The organism is Nocardioides terrae, assembly GCF_900112345.1.
GTDB classification, from domain to species: domain Bacteria; phylum Actinomycetota; class Actinomycetes; order Propionibacteriales; family Nocardioidaceae; genus Nocardioides; species Nocardioides terrae.
Genome location: NZ_FOLB01000004.1, coordinates 231,105 through 246,452 on the forward strand (window position 1 = coordinate 231,105; position 15,348 = coordinate 246,452).

Genomic DNA, 15,348 nt, shown 5'->3' on the forward strand with positions numbered 1-15,348 from the left:
CCGTCGGCTAGCGTCATGACCCATGGTTGACGTGATCGACTGGGACCTCGCCGTACGTGTGGGATCGCGGCTGGCCGGCGACGGTCCGGACGTCGGTCCTGACGAGGCCGCCGAGGTGGTCGCGGAGCTGCGCGAGGACGCGGCCCGCTCGACCGGACTGGTGCGCGACTACACGGGTCTCGACTCACCCGACAACACCGCTCCGGTCCTCGTCGTCGACCGTCGCGGGTGGGTCCAGGCCAACGCGGACGCGTTCTCGATCGCCCTCGCCCCGCTCGTCGACCGGGTCACCACCAAGCGGGAGCCGGGGCCGGTCGCGACGGCGATCGGCTCGCGGGTGACCGGTCTCGAGGTCGGCGGCCTGCTCGGCTTCCTGGGGGGGAAGGTGCTGGGCCAGTTCGACCCCTTCCACGAGCCGCACGGCCGGCTGCTCCTCGTCGCGCCCAACATCGTCCACGTGGAGCGCGAGCTGGGTGCCGTCGCCGGCGACTTCCGGCTCTGGGTCTGCCTCCACGAGGAGACCCACCGGGTCCAGTTCACCGCCAGCCCCTGGCTGCGCGACCACCTCTTCGCCCAGATCACCGCCCTGGCCGACACGATGGACGTCACCTCGCTGCTCGACGACGGCCTGAAGCGGATCACCGACGCGGTCAAGGGCACCGGCCAGACCGGCAGCCTCGTCGACCTGGTCAGCTCGCCGGAGCAGAAGGAGATCCTCGACCGCGTCACCGGCATGATGTCGCTGCTCGAGGGCCACGCCGACGTGGTGATGGACGGCGTCGGCCCGGAGGTCATCCCGAGCGTCGAGGCGATCCGCAAGAAGTTCGACAAGCGCCGCAAGGGCGTCGGCACGCTCGACAAGGTGCTGCGCCGCCTCCTCGGGCTCGACGCGAAGATGGCGCAGTACCGCGACGGCGCCAAGTTCGTCCGCCGGGTCGTCGACAAGGCCGGCATGAGCGAGTTCAACGCGGTCTTCGCCGGCCCGGAGAACCTGCCCAGCCGCGACGAGATCCACGACCCGGAAGCCTGGATCAAGAGAGTTCTGTGAGCCTCCACCCGTCCGTCGCAGCGGTCCGCCTCGGCGTACGCCGGGTCCTGGCTCCGCTCGCGTCGGGCGACACCGTCCTCGTCGCCTGCTCGGGTGGCGCCGACTCGCTCGCGCTGGTCGCGGCGACGGTCTTCGAGGCCCGTCGGCCGTCGCTGCGGGTGGTCGGCGTGACCGTCGACCACGGCCTGCAGGACGGCTCGTCCGAGCAGGCCGCCCGGACCGTGCGGCAGATGGCCGAGATCGGCTGCGACGAGACCTTCACCGTGACGGTGGCCGTGGAGGACGCCGCCGGGATCGGGCCCGAGGCGGCGGCCCGCCGGGCGCGGTACGCCGCCCTCGACCAGGTCGCCGACCACGTCGGCGCCGCCCTCGTCCTGCTCGGCCACACCCGCGACGACCAGGCCGAGACGGTGCTGCTCGGGCTCGCCCGCGGCAGCGGTGGCCGGTCGATGGCCGGGATGCGGAGGGCTTTCGACCGCTACCGCCGCCCGCTGCTCGACGTCTCCCGCCTCGACACCGCGACCGCCTGCCAGGTCGAGGGCCTCGACGCCTGGGACGACCCGCACAACAGCGACCCCGGCTACGCCCGCGTGCGGGTCCGCACCCGCGTGCTGCCCGTGCTCGAGGACGAGCTCGGACCGGGCGTCGCCGCCACGCTGGCCCGCACGGCCGACCAGCTCCGCGCCGACATGGACCTGCTCGACGACCTCGCCGAGGCGGCGTACGGCACCCTGGTCGAGGGCGGATCCACGATCGACGCCACCGCCCTGGCCGCCCATCCGGACGCGCTGCGCCGCCGCATCCTCCGCCTGGCCGCGCTCGCCGCCGGCTGCCCCTCCAGCGAGCTCTTCCACGAGCACGTCCTCGCCCTCGACGCGCTGGTCACCGACTGGCGCGGGCAGCGCTGGGTCGACCTGCCGGGCCACCGGCGCGGCGTACGCCGGGACGGCGCCGTGTCGATCGAGCGGGCGCCCACCGGTGGCGTGCCGTCGGCCCCGCCCGATTAGGCTGCCGTCCCATGGACGCGGAGCACGTCAAGGACGACCTGGTCGACATCCTCTTCACCGAGGCGCAGATCCAAGAGCGCCTGGGCGAGATGGCACAACGGATCCAGCAGGACTACGAGGGCAAGGACCTGCTCATCGTCGGCGTCCTGCGCGGCGCCATCATGGTGATCGCCGACCTCGCCCGGTCGCTGGGGCGCCACGTCGAGATCGACTGGATGGCGGTGTCGTCCTACGGCTCGGGCACGAAGTCCTCCGGTGTCGTGCGCATCCTCAAGGACCTCGACACCGACATCGAGGGTCGCCACGTCCTCATCGTCGACGAGATCATCGACACCGGCCTCACGCTCAGCTGGCTGCTGGCCAACCTCTCCAGCCGCGGCCCGGCGAGCGTGGAGATCGCGACCCTCCTGCGCAAGCCGGAGGCGCAGCAGATGCCCGTCGAGGTGAAGTACGTCGGCTGGGACATCCCGAACGAGTTCGTGGTCGGCTACGGCCTCGACTACCGCGAGCGCTACCGCAACCTCCGCGACATCGGCACGCTCGCCCCTCACGTCTACTCGTGAGCCGCGTCACCCCCACCGGTAGCGTGGGACAATCGAGGGGGCCCGGTCGTTGTCCCTGGTGGGGCAACACCCCGGTCACTGAGTTCGCCGAGTTCGAGAGAAGCCTGTGAAGCGCATCTTCAAGGGTCCCTGGGTCTGGATCGTCATCGCCGTCATCGGCGTGCTCCTCGCCCTCCAGTACCTCGCCCCCCGCGCCGGCGGTGACGAGATCCCCACGTCGCAGATGATGAAGTACATCACCGCTGGCGACGTCCAGGAGATCACGTTCGTCGACGGCGACCAGCAGATCAAGGCGACGCTCGACGACGGCGTCCGCTCCGGTGGCGACGACGTCAGCACGCACTGGGTCGACGGCGGCCAGCAGGCGATCCTCGCCGCGGTGCAGGAGCAGGTCGACAAGGGCACCATCGAGAAGGCGAACTCCGAGGTCGCCCGGCCGAGCGTGCTCGGCTCGATCATCAGCTTCATCCTGCCGTTCGTCCTGATCGTGGTGCTGTTCCTCTTCCTGATGAACTCCGTCCAGGGCGGCGGCGGTCGCGGCGTCATGCAGTTCGCCAAGTCGAAGGCGAAGCTGATCTCCAAGGACATGCCGAAGACCACGTTCGCCGACGTCGCCGGCGTCGACGAGGCCGTCGAGGAGCTCCAGGAGATCAAGGAGTTCCTGCAGGAGCCGGCGAAGTTCCAGGCGGTCGGCGCCAAGATCCCCAAGGGCGTGCTGCTCTACGGCCAGCCCGGAACCGGCAAGACCCTGCTCGCGCGCGCCGTCGCCGGCGAGGCGGGCGTCCCCTTCTACTCCATCTCCGGCTCCGACTTCGTCGAGATGTTCGTGGGTGTCGGCGCGAGCCGCGTCCGCGACCTCTTCGAGCAGGCCAAGGAGAACGCTCCGGCCATCGTCTTCATCGACGAGATCGACGCCGTCGGCCGCCACCGCGGCGCCGGCATGGGCGGCGGCCACGACGAGCGCGAGCAGACCCTCAACCAGCTCCTGGTCGAGATGGACGGCTTCGACGTCCGCGGCGGCGTCATCCTCATCGCCGCGACCAACCGCCCCGACGTGCTCGACCCGGCCCTGCTGCGGCCGGGCCGCTTCGACCGCCAGATCCAGGTCGACGCCCCCGACCTCGCCGGCCGCGAGCACATCCTCAAGGTGCACGCACGCGGCAAGCCGCTGGCGCACGACGTCGACCTGCTGTCCGTGGCCCGTCGTACGCCGGGCTTCACCGGTGCCGACCTCGCCAACGTGCTCAACGAGGCGGCCCTGCTGACCGCCCGTGGCAACGAGAAGCAGATCACCGCCACCAACCTCGACGAGGCGATCGACCGCGTCATCGCCGGCCCGCAGCGCCGCACGCGGCTGATGAGCGACAAGGAGAAGCTCATCACCGCCTACCACGAGGGCGGGCACGCGCTCGTGGCGGCCGCGATGCCGCACAACGACCCGGTGCAGAAGGTGACGATCCTGCCGCGTGGCCGGGCGCTGGGCTACACGATGGTCATGCCCGACGAGGACAAGTACTCCCAGACCCGCTCGGAGATGCTCGACAAGCTCGCGCACATGCTCGGCGGCCGGGCCGCCGAGGAGATGGTCTTCCACGACCCGACCACCGGCGCCGGCAATGACATCGAGAAGGCCACCGGCCTGGCTCGCGCGATGGTGACGCAGTACGGCATGACCGAGCGGCTCGGTGCGATCAAGCTCGGCGACTCCGGCTCGGAGCCGTTCCTGGGCCGCGACCTCGGCCACCAGCGCAACTACTCCGAGGAGATCGCGGGCATCGTCGACGAGGAGATCAAGAAGCTCCTCGCGACCGCGCACCAGGAGGCCTACGACATCCTGGTCGAGAACCGCGACGTGCTCGACGCGCTCGTCCTCGCCCTGCTCGACAAGGAGACGCTCGGCAAGGAGGAGATCGCCAGGATCTTCGAGCCGCTGCGTCGCCGGCCGATCCGTCCCGCCTGGACCGGCTCGCCGACGCGGGTGCCGTCGGACATCCCGGCGGTCGAGGTCCCGCAGTGGATCCGCGACCGTGCCGCCGCCATGCACGCGGCCGCGATCGCCGGCCGGAGCAACGGCACCAACGGCGCCCCCGGCCAGGTCAACGGCGCGCCCGCCCCGGCGCCCATCGACCCGGCCCAGGCATGATCGACCCCGTGACGATCCAGGACGCCGAGCCGGTCGGCGCGTTCGACAAGGACCGGGCCGAGGCCGCCGTCCGCGAGCTGCTCATCGCGATCGGTGAGAACCCGGACCGGGAGGGCCTGCGCGAGACGCCGGCCCGGGTCGCGCGGGCGTACGCCGAGCTGACGGCCGGTCTCCGGATGGAGGCCGAGGACGTGCTGACCACGACCTTCGACCTCGGACACGACGAGATGATCCTGGTGCGCGACATCGAGCTGTGGTCGATGTGCGAGCACCACCTGGTGCCGTTCACCGGCGTCGCCCATGTCGGCTACATCCCTGCGGAGTCGGGCAAGATCACCGGCCTGTCCAAGCTCGCCCGGCTGGTCGACGTCTACGCCAAGCGGCCGCAGGTCCAGGAGCGGCTGACCACGCAGATCGCCGACTCGCTGACCCGGATCCTGGACGCGCGCGGCGTCATCGTGGTCATCGAGGCCGAGCACCTCTGCATGACGATGCGCGGCGTCAAGAAGGCCGGCGCCCGCACGATCACCTCCGCCGTCCGCGGCACGATGCGCTCCAACCCCACCACGCGCGCCGAGGCGATGGCGCTCATCCACCGCCGCTGACCCTCCCTCCTGCGCCGAGGAGTCGATCCCCAGGCCCGAGGGGTCAATCGCTCAGCACCGAGGAGTCAGTCCTTTCGCACCGAGGGGTCGATCCGTCCGCACGGATCGACCCCTCGATGCGTCCCAGGTGACCCCTCGATGCGGCCCGGGTGACTCCTCGGTGCGTTTCGGGTGACTCCTCGGCGTTCGGTAGCGTTCGTCCATGCCCCAGCCGCGGCCCCTCGTGATGGGCATCGTCAACGTCACGCCCGACTCCTTCTCCGACGGCGGGCGGTTCCTGGCGACCGACGACGCGGTGGCGCACGGGCACGAGCTGCTCGCCGACGGCGCCGACATCCTCGACATCGGCGGTGAGTCGACCCGGCCGGGGGCGACCCGGCCGCTGGTCGAGGACGAGCTGGCCCGCGTCGTACCCGTGATCTCCGAGCTCGCCGCCGACGGCGCGGTCGTCTCCGTCGACACGATGCGCGCCGAGGTCGCGGAGGCCGCCCTCGCCGCGGGCGCGACGATCGTCAACGACGTCTCCGGCGGGCTCGCCGACCCCCGGATCCTCTCGGTCACGGCCGCCGCCGACGCGACCTACCTCTGCATGCACTGGCGCGGCCACTCCGACGTCATGCAGTCCCTCACGTCGTACGACGGCCCGGGCGGCGTGGTCGCCGCGGTGCGCGCCGAGCTCGGCCAGCGCGTGGAGGCGGCCCGCGCGGCAGGCGTCGAGAAGCTCGTCGTCGACCCCGGCCTCGGCTTCGCGAAGACGGCTGACCAGAACTGGGAGCTGCTGCGCGGCCTGGACGCCCTCGAGGAGCTCGGCCTGCCGGTCCTGGTCGGTGCGAGCCGCAAGGCGTTCCTCGGCCGGCTGTTGGAGTCGGAGGCCGGCGAGCCCCGGCCGGTGGGCGAGCGCGAGGACGCCCACGTCGCGCTCGTCGCGCTGCTTGCCGCCCGCGGCCTGTGGGGCGTCCGCGTGCACGATGTGAGGGCCACTCGCGACGCGCTGGCGGTCGTCGGGAGAATGGTCGGATGACCGACGAGCTCGCCATCACCGGCGTCGAGTGCTTCGCCCACCACGGGGTCCTCGACTTCGAACGACGCGACGGCCAGATCTTCGCGATCGACCTCGTGCTGGGCCTCGACACCGCCCCTGCGGCGGCGTCGGACGACTTGCACGAGACCGTCGACTACGGAAGTCTCGTCGGGGCGGTGAAGGCCGCCGTGGAGCGTGATCCGGTCGACCTGATCGAGACGTTGGCCCAGCGGATCGCGGACGTCTGCCTCTTGGACAACCGTGTTGAATGGGTCCGCGTCACGGTCCACAAGCCGAACGCGCCTATCGACGCGACGTACTCGGACGTCGCGTTGACGATCACTCGAGCCAACGGAGGCCCCACCCGTGACTGAGACGCCGAACCCGAACATCATCGACGCCGACACGCTCACCGGTGAGATGCGGCCGATCCGCCGCGTAGTGCTCTCGCTGGGCTCCAACCTCGGCGACCGCTTCTCCAACCTCCAGGGCGCCCTCGACGCTCTCGCCGACACCCCCGACGTGTGGGTCACCGGCGTCTCGCCGGTCTACGAGACCACGCCGGTGGACAGCCCGGAGGACGCGAGCCTCTTCCTCAACGCCGTCGTGCTGGCCGACACCACCCTCTCCGCCCACCGCCTGCTCGACCGCGCCCTGGCGGTCGAGGACGCATTCGACCGGCAGCGGTCCGAGGTCAAGAACGCTCCGCGCACCCTCGACATCGACCTGATCGTGGTCGGCGACCGGTTCAGCGACACCGACGAGCTGCGGCTCCCGCACCCGCGTGCGGCCGAGCGCTCCTTCGTCCTGCGGCCGTGGTTCGACCTCGAGTCCGACGCGGAGATCCCGGGCGTCGGCATGGTCGCCGAGCTACTCGAGAAGACGGGCGACGAGGGCGTCGTACGACGCGACGACCTCGTGCTCGACCTGTCTTGAGCCGGGACCAGCCTCCCGACGCGCCGGAGGCGCCGCCGCCACCCGACCCGGGACGGCTGCGTCCCACCGGCCCCGGCCCGGTCACCGCGCTGGCGTGCGCCGGGCTCATCCTGGGCTGGCTGATCCATCCCGTCGCCGAGAGCCTGCACGGCACCGCGCCGGTCGTCACCTGGGTGCCGCCGCTGACCCTGCTGCTCGTCGCCGCCATCCTCGGCTGGACCGCCTGGGTGACCTATCGCAGCGTCCACGTCCGCCGCGAGCGGCTGCTGCCCAACCAGGCGGTCAACCGGCTCGTCCTGGCGCGGGCGTGCGCGCTCGCGGGGTCGCTGGTCGCCGGCGGCTACCTCGGGTACGCCGTCAGCTGGCTCGGCATCGACTCCGACCTGGCCGAGCAGCGGGTGACCCGGTCGGTCATCGCCGGTGTGGCCGGCGTGCTGATCTGTGCCGCGGCGCTCCTGCTCGAGCGGGCGTGTCGCGTCCCGCCGAGCGATGACGAGCCTTAGCCTGACGCGTATGGCTTCCCCATCAGCAACATCCGCCACACGGCGTCGGCAGCGCAGCACGCGCGTGACCGTCGCCGTGGTCCTGGTTGCGCTCGCCGCGTTCGCCGTCGTGGGCGCGGTCGTGAGCGGCACCTGGCTGGTCGCCAGCCTGGCCGCGATCCTGGCGCTGGTCCTCGGCGCCACCGCCACGAAGATCACCCACTCCGAGCTGATGGCCGCGCGCGTCGAGGCCGCCCGCGACCGCGCCCTGCAGGCGCAGGGCTACCGCGCCCTGACCGACGCCCGCGTCGCCGAGCAGACCAAGCACGACGTCCACATGACCCTCGAGATCAGCCGGCGCGCGGAGACCATCTCCGACCTCGAGGCCGCCCTCACCGCCGCGCACCAGCGCGCCGCCGACGCGGTCCGGGCCCGGGCCGACGAGGCGCGTCGGGCCGACCAGGCCGAGCGCGACGGCCAGGCCCTCGCGGTACGACTCGAGGAGGCGGAGCAGCGTGCCGCCGAGGCGATCGTGCGCGTCCACGAGCTCGAGGCCGAGCTCGACGGCATGCGGTCGGAGCTGACCGCCGCCCAGGCCGCCTGGAACAAGGCCCGCACCGCCTGATCCCGGTTCCACGCAGGGCCGACGCGGCGTGTTGCTGACGTCACACCCCGGTCCGTTCCGTCGGCGGAAGGCCGGGGCGTACCGTCGTGGTTGCACTGGTCAGAACACGTCCGGTACCCACACCGGCTCCTCCTCCGGAGGAGTGGTCGGAGGGACTGGAACGAAAGGCTGAAGCAATGACCGCTCTCCCCGTCGCTGGGGCCACGGTGGGTGTGATCGGCGCGGGTCGCGTCGGTTCCGTCCTCGCCGCGTCGCTGCGCCGCGCCGGCCACGAGATCGTGGCGGCCGCCGGCGAGTCCGACGCCTCCCGCGGTCGCATCGCCGACCTGCTGCCCGGCGTCCCGGTCGAGAAGCCGACCGCCGTCGCGCGCGCGGCCGACATCCTGCTGCTCACCGTCCCCGACGACATGCTCGGCAACGTCGTCCTGTCGCTGGCCGACGCGGGCGCGCTGCACGAGGGGCAGTACGTCGTCCACACCTCCGGCCGCCACGGCCTGGCCGTGCTCGCGCCGGCCCGCGCGGTGGGCGCGCACACGATCGCCCTGCACCCCGCGATGACCTTCACCGGCACCGCCGTGGACCTCGACCGGCTGCACCCGGCCGACGGGCCCGGCTGCGTCTTCGGCCTGACCGCCGAGACCGCCGACCGGGCGTTCGCGGAGTCCCTCGTCGCCGACCTCGGCGGCACCCCGATGTGGGTGCCCGAGGAGATGCGCACGCTCTACCACGCCGGCCTCGCGCACGGCTCCAACCACCTGGTCACGCTGGTCACCGAGGCGATGGAGATCCTCTCCGCCGCGGGCGCCACCGACCCGGCCGGCACCCTGCGGCCGCTGCTCACCGCGGCGCTCGACAACGCCCTGACCCAGGGCGACGCGGCGCTCACCGGCCCGATCGTGCGCGGCGACGCCGGCACCGTCCAGGCCCACCTCGACGACATCGCCGCCAACGCCCCGCAGACCGTCGGCTCCTACGTCGCACTGGCCCGCGCCACCCTCCAGCGGGCCGTCACCGACGGCCGCCTGACCGCGCTGCGGGCCGGCAAGATCGCCGGACTGCTCGACGCCGCCGAGCAGCGGGCCCAGCGTCGTACGGCCGCGGCGAGGACCTTCGTGCCGCGGAGCGACCGGCACTGATGCCGACCCCCGTCCTGGCGAGCACCCGCGCGGAGCTCGCGAGCCTCCTCGACGCCCATCGGGGCGCCGGACGACGCGTCGGGCTCGTGCCCACGATGGGCGCCCTGCACGACGGCCACGCCAGCCTGATGCGCGTCGCCCGCGACCAGGTCGGCGACGGGCCGGTGGTGGTGAGCATCTTCGTCAACCCGCTGCAGTTCGGGGAGGGCGAGGACCTCGACCGCTATCCGCGCACCCTCGAGGCGGACCTCGCCGTCTGCGAGCGCGAGGGCGTCGACGTCGTCTTCGCACCGGCCGTCGAGGAGATGTACCCCGGCGGGGCCGGCCCTCGCGACCCGGACATGACCACCGTCCAGCCCGGCGGCCTCGCCGACCTCCTCGAAGGCGCCAGCCGGCCCGGACACTTCCGCGGCGTGCTCACCGTCGTCGCCAAGCTCTTCGGGCTGGTGCGCCCCGACGTCGCGGTCTTCGGGCAGAAGGACTACCAGCAGCTGGCGCTCATCACGCGGATGTCCGCTGACCTGTGCCTGGGCATCGAGGTGATCGGCGCCGAGACGCAGCGCGAGCCCGACGGCCTGGCCCTCTCCAGCCGCAACCGCTACCTTTCCGACGGTGACCGCGCCGCCGCGCTCGCACTGAGCAGGGCGCTGCGGGCGGCCCAGGAGCGGGCGGCGTACGGCGTCCCCGCGGCCCGCTGGGCGGCGATGAGCGTCCTCAAGAGCGAGCCGGGCGTCGAGCTCGACTACCTCGCCCTTCGAGCCGCCGACCTCGGCGACCTCCCCGACCATCCCGAGGCGGGCACCGTCGGCCGCATCCTGCTCGCTGCGAAGGTCGGCACCACCCGGTTGATCGACAATATGGAGCTTCGATTCTCATGAGCCTTCGCACGATGATGACCGGCAAGATCCACCGGGCCACGGTGACGCAGGCCGACCTGCACTACGTCGGTTCGGTGACGGTCGACGAGGACCTGCTCGACGCCGCCGACATCCTCCCCGGGGAGCTCGTCTCGATCGTCGACATCACCAACGGCGCCCGCCTCGAGACCTACACGATCGCCGGGCCGCGCGGCTCGGGCGTGCTGGGCATCAACGGCGCGGCCGCCCACCTCGTGCACCCCGGCGACCTGGTCATCCTCATCGCCTACCAGCAGATGACGACCGAGGAGGCGCGCGACCTCCAGCCCCACGTCGTGCACGTCGACGCCGACAACCGGATCGTCGCCCTCGGCAACGACGCCGGGGAGCCGGTGCCCGGCAGCGACCAGAAGCGCGGGGATCTCGTCACCGCCTGAGCACCAGCCCTCGCCGACTCGGCCCTTTCTGGGGCGCGAACTTCTGCCGACTCGGCGTCAGGCGTGGGCGTGGAGCGACGCGACGGGGGCGGTGAGGTCGTCGACGGGGCGGCGGGTGCGGCCGGCGTCGGTCTCGATGGCGAGGCCTTCCCGGGCCCAGTACTCGAAGCCGCCGATCAGCTCGCGGACGTGGGTGTAGCCCAGCTCGGCCAGGCGCAGAGCGGCCCTCGTGCTGCCGTTGCAGCCCGGGCCCCAGCAGTAGACGACCACGTCGGCCGCGAGGTCGGGGACGAGCCCGCCGATCCGGTCGGCCAGCTCGGAGCCGGGCACGTGCAGCGAGCCGGGGATGCGTCCCTGCTGCCAGGACGCCTCGTTGCGGGTGTCGACCACGATCGGCCCCGCACCGCCGGCACGCTCGGCGGCCAGGTCGGAGGGGTCGGTCTGCCAGCGGAGGCGGGCGGCGAAGAAGGTCACGGCGTCCATGGCCAGGAGGCTGGCAGTGGCGAGAACGCGGCGACAGCGAGGATCGGGCCAACGGTGAGGAACATCCCGCCACCCCCACGGAGGTCACGGGCGGCTGCGGGCTAGCCTCCCTCCATGAAGTGGCTCCCCGGACTGCTGTCGTCGCGGGACCCGGGGTGGACGGAGTCGGCCGACGTCATCGTCGTCGGCTCCGGGATCGCCGGGCTGACCGCGGCGCTGCGGCTGCGGGGCCAGGTCGAGCGGATCGCCGTCGTCACCAAGGACGTGCTCGCGGCCGGCTCGACCCAGTGGGCGCAGGGCGGCATCGCCGCCGCGCTCGGCCCGGAGGACACTCCCGAGCAGCACGAGGTGGACACGCTCGTGGCCGGCGCCGGAGGCTGCGACCTCGACGCGGTCCGCGTCCTGGTGAGCGAGGGCCCGGACGCCGTACGCGAGCTGATCGACTGGGGGGCGAACTTCGACAAGGACCCGGCCGGCAACCTCTCGCTCACCCGCGAGGGCGGCCACCACCGCGACCGGATCGCCCACGCGAACGGCGACGCCACCGGTGCCGAGATCCAGCGGGCGCTCATCGAGGCGGTCAAGCGGGCGCCGGAGATCCTGGTCTTCGAGCACGCCATGGTCGTCGACCTCGTCACCGCCGCCGACGGTGGTGTCGCCGGGCTGACCATCCACGTGATGGGCGAGGGCGACGCCGACGGCGTCGGGCTCGTCCGCGCACGTGCGGTCGTGCTGGCGAGCGGAGGGCTGGGCCAGGTCTTCTCCCAGACCACCAACCCGGCGGTGAGCACGGCCGACGGCATGGCGATCGCCCTGCGGGCCGGAGCGCGACTGCGGGACCTGGAGTTCGTCCAGTTCCACCCGACCGTGATGTACCTCGGCCCCGACTCCCGCGGTCAACAGCCGCTCATCTCGGAGGCGGTCCGCGGCGAGGGCGCCTTCCTCGTCGATGGCGAGGGCAACCGCTTCATGCAGGGCGTGCACCCGCTCGCCGACCTCGCACCGCGCGACATCGTCTCCAAGGCGATCATGAAGCGGATGCTCGAGACCGGGCAGCCCAACATGTGGCTCGACGCGCGACACCTCGGCCTGGAGCCGCACTCCGATGATCGAGTGGGCGGCGAGGCACGAGCCGCCGTGTCGAGATTCTGGGAGCGCCGCTTCCCCAACATCCTGGCCTCGTGCCGTGCGCACGGCGTCGACCCGGTCACCGAGCTCATCCCCGTCGCACCGGCGTGCCACTACGCGTCCGGCGGCGTCCACACCGACCTGTGGGGCCGCTCCTCCGTGCCCGGGCTCTACGCCACCGGTGAGGTGGCGTGCTCGGGTGTGCACGGCGCCAACCGGCTCGCCTCCAACTCGCTGCTCGAGGGCCTGGTCTTCTCGCGGCGCATCGCCGAGGTGCTGCCCGGCGAGCTGCGCCTGCTGCAGGAGCCGGCCGGGCACGGGACCCACGAGGGATCGGCGGGTCTGGTGCCGGGCAGCGCCCTCAAGCAGGTGCAGGAGATCATGAGCGCACGCGTCGGGGTCCTGCGCAACGCGGCCGGCGTGGCCGACGCCGTCTCCCTGCTCGGCGAGATCGCCGCGACGCCGGCCGACACGATCGACCGGGCCGCCTGGGAGGCGACCAACGTCCTCAGCATCTCCCTGGCCCTCGCCGATAGCGCGCTGCGCCGGGAGGAGACGCGTGGCTCGCACTGGCGCGAGGACCACCCCGAGCGCGACGACGCCCACTGGGCCGGCCACTTCGACACCGTGATGAGCGACGGCGCCGCCACGCTCTCCTTCTCCGAGTCCCCTGCCACCGATCCGTCCGCGACCGAGGGAGTCCTGACATGACCGCAGCCACCGACACCGTTCGCGCTTGCGCAGGAGCCCGGAGATGATCGTCCGCGCCGACCTCGACAAGCTGCCCGCCTCGCTCCGCGCCGAGCTGTCGGCGGCCGGCATCGACATCGGCGCGCTGTACGACGCCATCGAGTCCGCGCTCGACGAGGACCTGCCCGAGCCGGCGCCGGGCGAGATGCCGGCCGAGGACGTCACCTCGGTCGCGACCATCCCGCTCGACGCCCGGGCAAGGGGCGACTTCGCGGTAAGGGACGCCGGAGTGGTCGCCGGCCTCGGCGTCGCGGCGCTCGTCTTCCACTACGTCATGGGCGACGACGTGGACGTCACCGACCGGGTCCCCGACGGCACGCGCGTGCAGCCCGGGGACGTCGTCATGCGCGTGTCCGGCCCGACCCGCGGCCTGCTGACCGCCGAGCGGACGGCACTCAACTTCGCCTCGCACCTCTCGGCGATCGCGACCGCCACCGCGACGTGGGTCGATGCCGTCGCCGGCACGGGGGCGCGGATCCTCGACACTCGTAAGACGCTGCCGACGTACCGCCACCTGCAGAAGTACGCCGTCCGCTGCGGCGGCGGCCTCAACCACCGCTCGACCCTGGCCGAGATGGCGCTCGTCAAGGACAACCACGTGATCGCCGCGGGCGGCGTCGTGCCGGCCTTCCAGGCGGTGCGGGCGGCGTACCCCGGCCTCCCCGTCGAGGTCGAGGTCACCACCCTCGACGAGCTGCGCGACCTGCTCGGCGCGGGCTGCGACCGCATCCTGCTCGACAACATGTCGACCGAGCAGATGCGGGAGGCGGTCGCCCTCACCGCCGGCCGGGCGAAGCTTGAGGCGTCCGGCGGCCTCACCGTCGACCGGGCCCGCCAGGTCGCCGAGACCGGCGTCGATCTCCTCTCCGTCGGGGCGCTCACCCACTCGGTCAGCGTCTTCGACATCGGCTTCGACCTGGAGAACCAGCCGGCATGAGTCTGCTCGCGGTCGACATCGGCAACAGCCACACCATCCTCGGCGTCATCGACGGGGGAGAGGTGGCGGCTGACTGGCGCGTGGCGACCGACGAGCGGAACACCTCCGACGAATGGGCGGTCCTGCTGCGCGGACTGCTCGGAGAGCAGCTCGACCAGATCGACGGAATCGCCGTCTGCGCGACCGTTCCCGCCGTTCTCCATGAATGGCGGGACATGCTCGCCAGGCATTTCGCGAAACTTCTCAGCGTGGTCGTCGAGCCCGGGGTGCGCACCGGTGTTCCGATCATGTTCGACAATCCCAAGGAGGTCGGCACCGACCGCATCTGCAACGCGCTCGCCGCCACGACCCGTTTCGGTGGGCCGTGCATCGTCGTCGACTTCGGTGGGACCGCTACTACTTTCGACGTCGTCAATGCGCAGGGCGCCTATGTCGGCGGTTCCATCGCCCCTGGAATCGAGATCTCGCTCGAGGCGCTCGGTCGGCGCGGCGCCCAGCTGCGCAAGGTCGAGCTCGCCCGGCCGCGCTCGGTGATCGCGAAGAACACCGTGGAGGCGCTGCAGTCGGGCATGCTCTTCGGCGTCGCCGCCCAGGTGGAGGGCATCGTGGCCCGCATGATCGAGGCGCTCGGCGTCGAGACATCCGAGGTCAGCGTCATTGCGACGGGATATCTCGCGCCTTTGGTGCTCGACGAATGCAGGTGCTTCACCGACCATGCGCCGTGGCTCACCCTGCAGGGGCTCGAAATGATCTACCGGAGAAACTCCTGACGCATTGCTGGTTCATTCCGGCATCGGGAATCGTGTGCCATAGTGGGCGGCGAGAATTACCGCTCCCTCTTTTGGTAAAGGAATTGTGATGGCGCAGAAGGTCCACATCGTTCTCGAGGATGACCTCGACGGCTCCGAGGCCAGCGAGACGGTGTCGTTCGCTCTCGACGGAACGTCCTACGAGATCGACCTCAACGAGGGAAATGCCACCAAGCTCCGTGACGCCCTGTCGGTCTACATCGGGCACGGTCGCCGGGTCACCGGCGGCGCCCGTCGCGGCCGCAAGGCGACGACGAACACCGGCGGCGGCGCGAGCGCCAAGGAGATCCGCGACTGGGCCCGCTCCAACGGCCACACCGTGCCCGAGCGCGGGCGCATCCCGGCCGACGTACGCTCCGCCTTCGAAGCGGCCAACTGAAC

General features: G+C 72.0%; 18 protein-coding genes. 17 read left to right on the top strand and 1 reads right to left on the bottom strand.

Annotated features, from left to right (window positions below; all coding sequences use genetic code 11):
* Positions 1–22: 22 nt before the first annotated feature.
* The 13 genes from BM236_RS07480 to panD all read left to right on the top strand — a co-directional run bounded on the left by BM236_RS07480 (position 23) and on the right by panD (position 10,860).
* On the top strand, positions 23–1,048 hold the full coding sequence (locus BM236_RS07480; RefSeq protein WP_091122031.1) for a zinc-dependent metalloprotease: 1,026 nt from the start codon (positions 23–25) through the stop codon (positions 1,046–1,048).
* On the top strand, positions 1,045–2,055 hold the full coding sequence (gene tilS / locus BM236_RS07485; protein WP_091122033.1) for a tRNA lysidine(34) synthetase TilS: 1,011 nt from the start codon (positions 1,045–1,047) through the stop codon (positions 2,053–2,055). Before BM236_RS07480 ends, tilS begins: the two co-directional genes overlap by 4 nt.
* An 11-nt stretch (positions 2,056–2,066) precedes the next feature.
* Entirely contained in the window at positions 2,067–2,618 is a 552-nt protein-coding gene (gene hpt, locus BM236_RS07490) for a hypoxanthine phosphoribosyltransferase (RefSeq protein ID WP_091122036.1), read from the top strand.
* Between the two features lie 106 nt (positions 2,619–2,724).
* Positions 2,725–4,761 (top strand): ATP-dependent zinc metalloprotease FtsH, encoded by a 2,037-nt coding sequence (ftsH, locus tag BM236_RS07495; protein WP_091122038.1) that lies wholly within the window; start codon positions 2,725–2,727, stop codon positions 4,759–4,761.
* A gap of 14 nt (positions 4,762–4,775) precedes the next feature.
* Positions 4,776–5,366, top strand: a complete 591-nt coding sequence (gene folE, locus BM236_RS07500; protein WP_425434188.1) for a GTP cyclohydrolase I FolE — start codon at positions 4,776–4,778, stop codon at positions 5,364–5,366.
* A 202-nt stretch (positions 5,367–5,568) separates the two neighbouring features.
* On the top strand, positions 5,569–6,387 hold the full coding sequence (gene folP, locus BM236_RS07505) for a dihydropteroate synthase (protein ID WP_091122045.1): 819 nt from the start codon (positions 5,569–5,571) through the stop codon (positions 6,385–6,387).
* Positions 6,384–6,761 carry a dihydroneopterin aldolase gene (gene folB, locus BM236_RS07510; RefSeq protein ID WP_091122046.1) on the top strand — a complete coding sequence of 126 codons (378 nt, stop codon included), beginning with the start codon at positions 6,384–6,386 and terminating at the stop codon, positions 6,759–6,761. The genes folP and folB overlap by 4 nt, the downstream gene beginning before the upstream one ends.
* Entirely contained in the window at positions 6,754–7,323 is a 570-nt protein-coding gene (gene folK / locus BM236_RS07515; protein ID WP_091122049.1) for a 2-amino-4-hydroxy-6-hydroxymethyldihydropteridine diphosphokinase, read from the top strand. Before folB ends, folK begins: the two co-directional genes overlap by 8 nt.
* Positions 7,320–7,826, top strand: a complete 507-nt coding sequence (locus BM236_RS07520; RefSeq protein WP_091122050.1) for a DUF3180 domain-containing protein — start codon at positions 7,320–7,322, stop codon at positions 7,824–7,826. Before folK ends, BM236_RS07520 begins: the two co-directional genes overlap by 4 nt.
* A 64-nt stretch (positions 7,827–7,890) precedes the next feature.
* Entirely contained in the window at positions 7,891–8,430 is a 540-nt protein-coding gene (locus tag BM236_RS07525) for a hypothetical protein (RefSeq protein WP_245750195.1), read from the top strand.
* An 86-nt stretch (positions 8,431–8,516) separates the two neighbouring features.
* Positions 8,517–9,566 carry a Rossmann-like and DUF2520 domain-containing protein gene (locus BM236_RS07530; RefSeq protein WP_281247632.1) on the top strand — a complete coding sequence of 350 codons (1,050 nt, stop codon included), beginning with the start codon at positions 8,517–8,519 and terminating at the stop codon, positions 9,564–9,566.
* Entirely contained in the window at positions 9,566–10,444 is an 879-nt protein-coding gene (gene panC / locus BM236_RS07535) for a pantoate--beta-alanine ligase (protein WP_091122056.1), read from the top strand. Before BM236_RS07530 ends, panC begins: the two co-directional genes overlap by 1 nt.
* Positions 10,441–10,860 carry an aspartate 1-decarboxylase gene (gene panD, locus BM236_RS07540; protein WP_091122059.1) on the top strand — a complete coding sequence of 140 codons (420 nt, stop codon included), beginning with the start codon at positions 10,441–10,443 and terminating at the stop codon, positions 10,858–10,860. The genes panC and panD overlap by 4 nt, the downstream gene beginning before the upstream one ends.
* A 57-nt stretch (positions 10,861–10,917) precedes the next feature.
* On the opposite strand, the gene BM236_RS07545 is transcribed toward panD, so the two are convergent.
* Positions 10,918–11,343: a rhodanese-like domain-containing protein gene (locus tag BM236_RS07545; RefSeq protein ID WP_091122061.1), complete on the bottom strand. Its 426-nt coding sequence runs from the start codon at positions 11,341–11,343 to the stop codon at positions 10,918–10,920.
* Between the two features lie 114 nt (positions 11,344–11,457).
* On the opposite strand from BM236_RS07545, the gene BM236_RS07550 reads away from it, so the two are divergent.
* The 4 genes from BM236_RS07550 (at position 11,458) to BM236_RS07565 (ending at position 15,346) form a co-directional block, all read left to right on the top strand.
* On the top strand, positions 11,458–13,182 hold the full coding sequence (locus BM236_RS07550) for an L-aspartate oxidase (protein ID WP_091122063.1): 1,725 nt from the start codon (positions 11,458–11,460) through the stop codon (positions 13,180–13,182).
* Positions 13,183–13,225: 43 nt separating this feature from the next.
* The gene (gene nadC, locus BM236_RS07555; RefSeq protein ID WP_091122065.1) at positions 13,226–14,158 is read left to right on the top strand and encodes a carboxylating nicotinate-nucleotide diphosphorylase; all 933 of its coding nucleotides are present in this window, start codon (positions 13,226–13,228) and stop codon (positions 14,156–14,158) included.
* The gene (locus tag BM236_RS07560; protein ID WP_091122067.1) at positions 14,155–14,928 is read left to right on the top strand and encodes a type III pantothenate kinase; all 774 of its coding nucleotides are present in this window, start codon (positions 14,155–14,157) and stop codon (positions 14,926–14,928) included. Before nadC ends, BM236_RS07560 begins: the two co-directional genes overlap by 4 nt.
* 88 nt (positions 14,929–15,016) lie before the next feature.
* Positions 15,017–15,346 carry a histone-like nucleoid-structuring protein Lsr2 gene (locus BM236_RS07565; RefSeq protein WP_091122069.1) on the top strand — a complete coding sequence of 110 codons (330 nt, stop codon included), beginning with the start codon at positions 15,017–15,019 and terminating at the stop codon, positions 15,344–15,346.
* Positions 15,347–15,348: the final 2 nt, after the last annotated feature.